This is a genomic window from Nitrosomonas sp. (genome assembly GCF_040256045.1).
In the GTDB taxonomy this organism is placed as follows: Bacteria; Pseudomonadota; Gammaproteobacteria; order Burkholderiales; family Nitrosomonadaceae; genus Nitrosomonas.
Map to the genome: position 1 here is coordinate 1 of NZ_JBDZWD010000075.1, position 7,480 is coordinate 7,480.

General features: G+C 51.4%; 5 protein-coding genes and 1 pseudogene. All 6 read right to left on the reverse strand.

The features are described 5' to 3' along the window. Positions 1 to 386: 386 nt before the first annotated feature. A complete protein-coding gene (locus tag ABUL11_RS10660; RefSeq protein WP_350283833.1) occupies positions 387 to 1,580 on the reverse strand; it encodes a DUF3322 domain-containing protein in 1,194 nt (397 codons plus the stop codon). Then, the gene (locus tag ABUL11_RS10665; protein ID WP_350283834.1) at positions 1,580 to 1,765 is read right to left on the reverse strand and encodes a hypothetical protein; all 186 of its coding nucleotides are present in this window, start codon (positions 1,763 to 1,765) and stop codon (positions 1,580 to 1,582) included. The genes ABUL11_RS10660 and ABUL11_RS10665 overlap by 1 nt, the downstream gene beginning before the upstream one ends. A 51-nt stretch (positions 1,766 to 1,816) precedes the next feature. Continuing rightward, a complete protein-coding gene (locus ABUL11_RS10670; protein ID WP_350283835.1) occupies positions 1,817 to 4,969 on the reverse strand; it encodes an ATP-binding protein in 3,153 nt (1,050 codons plus the stop codon). Position 4,970: 1 nt separating this feature from the next. Beyond that, the gene (locus ABUL11_RS10675) at positions 4,971 to 5,645 is read right to left on the reverse strand and encodes a DUF4194 domain-containing protein (RefSeq protein WP_350283836.1); all 675 of its coding nucleotides are present in this window, start codon (positions 5,643 to 5,645) and stop codon (positions 4,971 to 4,973) included. 185 nt (positions 5,646 to 5,830) lie between these two features. Further along, entirely contained in the window at positions 5,831 to 7,285 is a 1,455-nt protein-coding gene (locus ABUL11_RS10680) for a DUF3375 domain-containing protein (protein WP_350283837.1), read from the reverse strand. Between the two features lie 95 nt (positions 7,286 to 7,380). Next, positions 7,381 to 7,480, reverse strand: a pseudogene (locus tag ABUL11_RS11290) (nucleoside deaminase); the annotation flags it as partial.

Sequence of the window (7,480 nt, forward strand, 5' to 3'; positions counted from 1 at the left end):
AACTTTTAACCGTCGTGATCGACAGTTTTCCGTATTTTTCCTGTCACTGCAAGCAGTGCTCAGCGGAATCCTGGATTGCCAGACACATTACCCTATAAACTGCAGTTATTCGGACGCTGCGCGTCCGAATAACGTAGTGCGAGGTGCTATTTCGGGGAACGGCGCGCAGCGCCGTATAACCCCTCACTCGAGCGAACACGGTTTCACCGCTACGCCCTCTTGGGCATCGCCATACTTCGTATGGCTCAACCACGCGAGGGTGTCGCTCACCTCGCACTACGTTAGGCCGCAGCTTGTCAGGAGCGATCCAGCGCTTTCTTTCGAGATCGCTGAAGAATGTTGTCCGATAGGGCTCATGAAGGTATTCCTGATGAATTCAAATTTCTTCAGATTGATGACAACAGTCGATTGATCCGTTCACGCACCCAGCAAAATCCCAGGCATTCCTGTTCCAGGCGTAATTCCTCGCGAATACGATTATCGCGCAAATCGTTGTAAAGACTCAGCTCTTCCTGAGTCAGCCGGTGCAGATCGTTGCGTTGCGGTTTCTCTTCTCGCCCCCAGAAAATTATGTGTGCCTCAAGCGTGGCCCGATCCATGAGTATCGACTGGACATGCCCAAAATGTCCTCGCAACTGATCCAGAATGGCAAAACCATGGGTATCGATATCACCCCAGTAATGGATGGCGCACCGCTCCAGCCAACGCGCCTGAGCCAGTGCTTCCCGTCCATACCCTGCACCAAAAATAACAATTGCACCGGCCAGGCTACCCAAACCAGGAAAAGCCAGAAAATTGGTTTCATTCTCGGTGATGAATACGTGCCGAACATTGAGAGAAAGCTGACTGAAACTGCCTGCATCCAAAGTGATATCCGGACACGATGTACCGGTAATTGCCGGAATTTCAGGATCGAGAATACGGAAACGTATCCTGGCGGGTTTTTCCAGAAAACCGTAACGGGCGGCGAATCGGGCGATCCCTGTTTGAGTAGTTTCTATACGGTCTGCCGGTAATACCAGATCCAGCAATTCGGCCAGTACAGCACGGTGTGTTTCGATGAATTTGCTGTGCACGCCGGGTAAATCAACTTGGCGCAGATAAATCCCCGGCCCGGGATGCTGCGCTATCCATGCCACCACTGCCAGCAAACGCAGCCAGTCTGCTTCCAGTTCAAGCGCCTGTAAAGGGCGCTTCTCCAGCCAGACAAGCAATGGCGGACATTGTTGTCGGGTTGCTTCCAGCACGGCTGAAAATTGCTGCCATTCACTACGCTTACCGATCCAGCCTAACGCATCCTCGCACGAATCGATCCAGGCACTGGCAGGAAGTTGCTGTAATCCCTGCACTCGATGACGCATTTCCTGCCATTCCACCCGCAAAAAACGGATGCTGCTCAATTCTGCCGCCCAGGGGCGAATGACATCAAATTGTGTGGTGATGTCTGTTGACGAGGGTCCTCTCAGCGCCAATCGCAGCGGGAAACGCACCTGTCCTGTGACAGCATCGCGCAACAACTCACCTCGTTCCCACAGCCGCACCAACTGTGCTCTCAGATCTTTTGAGGTTGTCCAGGCCATTACTGAACGTCTGGGGCGATCGATCCGGCTACCATTGCACCGGATTTCTGTACCCGATATTCCTCGATGGATAAATTGCGCAACCGTGAGGTTCGACCGCCTTCGTTGTGGACAAAACCTACGCTGGCAACAAACGGTTCGATGATGTGGATTTTTTGCAGCGGCGTAACGATCAACAGCTGCAAATTGAGTTTCTGAAACAGTTTCAGCCCGTATTAGGCTGATTCATCCGAACCTCACCCAAAGGCTTCATCAATCACCACGAAGCGGAAGGAACGTGAACGTACTGCCCCCCATTCCAACCCGAACTGATATGCAAGACTGGCCGCCAGAATGGTGTAAGCCAGTTTTTCCTTTTGCCCACCGGATTTACCGCCGGAATCAGAATAATGTTCATGCTCAGTGTTATCGGCGCGCCAACGCTCACTGGCAGCAAACATAAACCAGTTGCGTACATCGGTCACTTTGGCTGTCCAGCGCCGATCCTGCTCTGACAATCCTTCCCGGCCGCGAAACCGGTCAATGATGGCCTTGACTTGCAGAAATCTGGCGTCGGAATACTGCGTATCATCCGATCCGGCAAGCGCTTCTGCGGTACACGCGCGCAGTTCCTGCTGAAAATCACGAATTTCTGCATCCTGGCTGATCTGCGATTCCAGCACGATATAGCGCCCCGGGTTATAGTCGATTTCACCCAGCGATTTGTTGATGTAAGTGATACGCTCCTTGATGATCTCTCGCTCGCGCGCCAGTTGTGCATTGAAACTGGCAATTTCATTGATGGTGTTGACATTCAGCAGCTCCTTGAAGCGGGCGACAAAACGCGGCAAAGCATCCTGATTGAGCTGATTGAGCAGGTTTTCATATTCAAAAGCACCTTCCAGACTGGCATCCATCTCGGCTGTTTCAAGCTTGAAAGCTTCCTTGAATGAAGCCATGGCTTTGATGATTTTTTCACTCGCACTCTTGATTTGCCGATCTTGTGTGTCAATTTTTGCCTGTAATCGATCGCGCACATCCCGTTCGCGGTTATCGCAGGATTCCACTGAAAGCTGGTGTTCACCAAGCGCTTCTGTACGTATTTCCTCCAATGTTGCTGTCAATGCCGCATCAACCGGCGATTCCTGCAACTGATTTACGGTCTGCTGATGCAATTCTTGTGCATCTGCACGACGCTGTTCCACTTTGGCACGATGATCGCGTGCAGCCTGCAATTCCTCCTCAGTATCCCTGATCGCCTGCTGCAATGCCCGCAAACGCTCATTCAACTGTTTGAGCACATCAGAGGCTTGCTCCAGTGCACGGCGTTCTTCTTCCAGGGAAACGATCTCGGTCACCATGCCTGGCCAGTCCAGCTCCTCAAAGCTGGTGAATTCCTCCAGCCGGGTAAGTGCATCGAGCCGTTTCTGTAATCCTCTGCGCTCAGCTTCAATCTGACTGATCTGATTGGCCACCTCCCCCAAATGGATTTCAAGCTGACGACATTTGGTTTCCAGCGCATTGATCTTGGCGGTATTGCTCCAGCCCAGCACATAACGGCTACGATCAGAAATAGCATGTCGATCATCTTTTTCATGCCGACCATTCGGATCTTTGATCTGGCCAGCACGGGTGATGGCGCGCGGTTCACGGCAAAACTGTTCCTGTGTTGCACAACATGCAACATCGAAACGCCGAACAAGCACAGATTCCAGCCAGCTGTAATACGGCGAATCCGGTTTGATCGAGAGCTTTCTCACCAGTGAATCACGATGCAGTTCCGGCAAATCTGCCGTTTTGCGCTGACGGGCAACCTGAAAATAAACCAGGCGCCCACGCAAATGACTGCTATCCACCCACTCGGCCACTGCCTTGTAGTATGTGTCCGGCACCAGCAGCGATAAACCGAATCCCCGCAATAAACGTTCGGCAGCACCTTCCCAGTCACGTTCTTCTTCGCGCACCTGGAGCAGTTCGCCGGCAAACGGCATCTCATCCTCATCCAGTTTCAACGCGGCACATAATGCTGTGCGAATCCGGATCTGCTGATCGTCGATATTGCTACGCCGGCGTTTGAGGCTGTCGATTTCAGCCGTGAGCTGCTCATGCTCCTGTTTACCCTGACGCAGGGTCACACCGTATTCAGTCATGCTGTTCTGCAAATCGACTTCACGATGATAAATTTCTTCACGCCATTCTTTGAAGCGCTCGTGCTGCGCGGCAAAAGCAACTTCATCAGCCATTGCTGTTTCACCCAGCACCGTTATCAGCTCCTGATAGCGCCCGGCTTTGGCTCTACGTGTATCGCGCAGCTGCTCTTTTTTGCGAATCTCGGCTGTAAGCCACTCCAACCGATCTCCACCGTTATCACTGATGGCGCGTTTCAGTTCATCGATCTGTCCGGCCTGTTCCTGACGAGCAATATCCAATCGCTGCGCTCGTGCATCCCCCCGAATCCATTCTTCCTGCAGTAAGCCGAGTCGTTTATCCAGCAGTGCCAGTTTCAGTTGAGCGAAGTAACTGCGCAAATTGTCACGACATCGCCGCAAATGATTTGCTTCCACTACCAGTGTATCGTGGCGCTTACAGTCAGCCACCAGCGGTGTGAGCAGTTTCACTTGATGCTGCGCTTTAAGCACAGCCTGATGCGCACGGTTGAGATCATCGAAGTGACCGATCAACGCCTGGATACGCGGCGCAATTTCTGAAGGCTCCAGCATATGGCTGCGCACGAAATCGGTCAGGTTACCGACTGATTTCATCGATACCGTCTGGTGAAACAGCTCCAGTGCCTGTTTATTGGCGATACCAAAACACCGCCTGAACCATTTACTGTATTCCTCGAAACTGTCGTGCAGTTCAGCACCCGATCCGCGCAGCCGCTTACGCAGCGCCGTAATATCTGTGCCGAAGTTGGCAAAATCGGTCGTAATCGACAAATCCCGTTCTGCTCCGAGAAAAAACCGGGCGGGCTGCCCCTGAACATCTTTCATCCAGAATACTTGCGCCAGACTGACGGTCTGGTCATATCCCGTGTTGTGAAAAACACCCAGTATCACGGAGTAGCTGTGCTGATCCCGCAGAGAAACCGGTTTGGCCGCGCCGGTTACTTCATTCCGTTCGGATTTGTAATGTCCCAGCACGTAAGGACGTAACGTCCGCTCTTTACTATCCGCACCTGCTGCCTTGTTGTAAGCAACACGATACGCTGGCACCAGCAAGGTAGTAATGGCATCCACCAGAGTAGATTTTCCGGAACCGATATCACCAGTGAGCAGACCGTTTTTCCCGTCCAGCTGCAATGTCCACACACGGCCATCAAACGTACCCCAGTTGAACACTTCCAGTCGGGAAAGCCGGAAACCTGACAACGTATCATCTGCCAGAAAATCAAGACTCAACGTTTGCATTTCATTCGCCTTCCGCTTCTCCAACTTCTTTTGCTGGCGCCACCTCCGCCAGTGCAGACTGGTAAACTGCTAGATGTGCATCGAACTCAGCCAGCCATTGTGCATCGACAAAAGCTTTCAGGATACGTCGCACCTCATAACTGGTCTGCTGACCGGCCGCATTGTGGTTGCCTGCTTTCAACTTATGCAAAAAACCCAATTCAATCACTTTGTTGATAGTGGATTCAATCTGATCGACCAGTCGCGCTTCATTGGAGCCTTCGGGCAAAAAAACCCGCACCAGTTCGACGATTTCATCGCGGGAAAGCACTAGACGCGTACCGCTCTCACCTGTATCAAATTCAGCGAGTTTCTTGCGCAGTAGTGCCAGCAGTAAACTGACCGGAAACGATAACGGACGGCGGGCAATCAGGCGAGGTAAGTATTGCTGATATGGCTCCGAATGATCATCTTCCACCTTCGGGCAGCTTTTCAAAAAGGCGTAACCTTCAGATTCATCGATAACCAGTTCAAGATTGAGTACAGCAACATAGTCACGCACACGAGTCTGCAGGTTCAGCAGATTGCTCCATTGCAGCTCATTCTGCTCGCGGTATTGCACACCTTTTAGCAAGCTGATCAGCAAAGCAGATAAATCAGAGGTAGCAGTAATCTCTTCGAAGTCCTGTTGCATCATTTTTTTAGTGCTTCTAAAAATTGACCCTTCAAATAAATCATAACGTTGGTCAGTTCAAGGCAAAAGTCAGCAAAAACAGAGTTTATATGTGATAAATAAGAATTTTGAACCGGCTTTTAACGCAGAAATGACAATGCAGGTGGTTTTCAGAGATTCTTTAGAGATACCCTTTTGTTATTTTTCAGTCAGCGCATGAAGATGACGCGCGGTAAATGCGCGATTCGAATCGCCTCTTCTCCCTTGTCATCCATCACTTGCCAGCGAACCGGCTCCTGGGTATCTTCATCCAGCACCGTTTTATATGAATCACTACCCAGCTGCAAATAAGCAATCAACTCAGCCAATCCTTGCTGTAAGGGTTGCATGGATAGCAGCTCATACAGCGTTATTTGTGCCTTGTCTTGCAGCGCGTGGTTAATATGGCGGGTTATCCTGACTTTATCTACGACTACTTGATCAAACAATGCTGAAGGATCGATATTTTCATCCCCCGCCTGTAGCACAAGCTGTGTAATAGCGGGCTTAATTGCCGGTGTGAACAATGGACGCTCCATCGTCAATTCAATATCAGCCTGTGCTGCCGCCATCTCCATCACGGTGCCTGCGGGCGGTGTTTCACGCAGTACCAGCGCTTTACTCTCGATACCATGCAGAATATCCATGATGCGGCGATTCTCCAGCCACGCCTGATCATCAAGAAAACGGCGCAGCTGCTGAGATAGCGCCGCCACCGTACGCTGGGTATGCTCACCCGCTTCCAGCCAGTCATAGTGCACACGACGGGTGCGAGCATCCGGCTGTAATTCAATCACCACCGGGAGCTGCAAAACTCGTTCCAGCAATTTGGTCAGTTCCTCCTGCCGACGACTGGAGAGCAGAAAATCCCAAAAAGCACGGAAGTTCCTGCCCTGATCCGAATCGGCAATAGCATCGCGCTCCCCCATGATTTCGTCCAGTAATTCACCTTTGCTGCCTTCCCACAAGGCAATCCGCTCACGTACACGCCGATCCAGCTGGCGAAAGTTGTATTCCACTTCGCGGAAATCGGAGAGTAATTCGCGAGCGCCCTGCATAAATTGCTGAAAGCGATCTTTTAGTGCAGTATCGTCCAGCAACGATACTTCACCTGCCTGTACCCGAACAATTTCAGCATTGATCTCATCGCGCTTTTTATGTAACACATCGAGTCGTATGGCCGGATCGACCTGGCTGCCTTCATTCATTTGCTTGAGCAAATCAAACAACGTAAGCAGGCGTGATTCTGTGCCAACGAATTGTCGCTCGGAAAGCTGCACTAACCAGGCAATCGCTTTCTCAGTAGCAGGAGTAAGGTCGAATTGCGCTTCATCTGTTCCCGGCTTATAGAACTTGCGTAACCAGCCTTTTTCCGGCGCAGCCCAGTCATCCAGATATTCATGCGCTGTCTTGGGGAAAATTGTCTCGCCCTGTTGCAATCGCAGCGCATACAGCTCATCTTCCAGTGCCTCAGCCAAATCTACAACTGCCATCACCCGTACGTTAGGCACGACGAACACACGATGCAAAAAACTGACTATCAGCGATGCATGATCCGAACGCAGCAGGCGCCATGCGGGATGGTGGGTACGCAAGGTTTCGAGCGTAGCAAAGTCGAGGGGCATGAAATCCTCCTGACCGCAAAGGTGTTTTAAGAAAGTGATGGGGGTTATTTCGCAGTTGCTTCCCTGGCCCTATCAGCCAGCAGGTGTGCCACCATTCATTTGTATACTCCGCAACGTGCGTTGTAAATCACGCCATTGCGGGCATTGTATTCACGCAGCAGTGCGCGGGCATTATCTCGCAGTAAACCGGTTGTA

Bases quoted from the DNA above. Each gene is read 5' to 3' on its own strand.
- ABUL11_RS10660 (WP_350283833.1), bottom strand. From the start codon at position 1,580: ATGGCCTGGACAACCTCAAAAGATCTGAGAGCACAGTTGGTGCGGCTG.
- ABUL11_RS10670 (WP_350283835.1), bottom strand. From the start codon at position 4,969: ATGCAAACGTTGAGTCTTGATTTTCTGGCAGATGATACGTTGTCAGGT.
- ABUL11_RS10675 (WP_350283836.1), bottom strand. From the start codon at position 5,645: ATGATGCAACAGGACTTCGAAGAGATTACTGCTACCTCTGATTTATCT.
- ABUL11_RS10680 (WP_350283837.1), bottom strand. From the start codon at position 7,285: ATGCCCCTCGACTTTGCTACGCTCGAAACCTTGCGTACCCACCATCCC.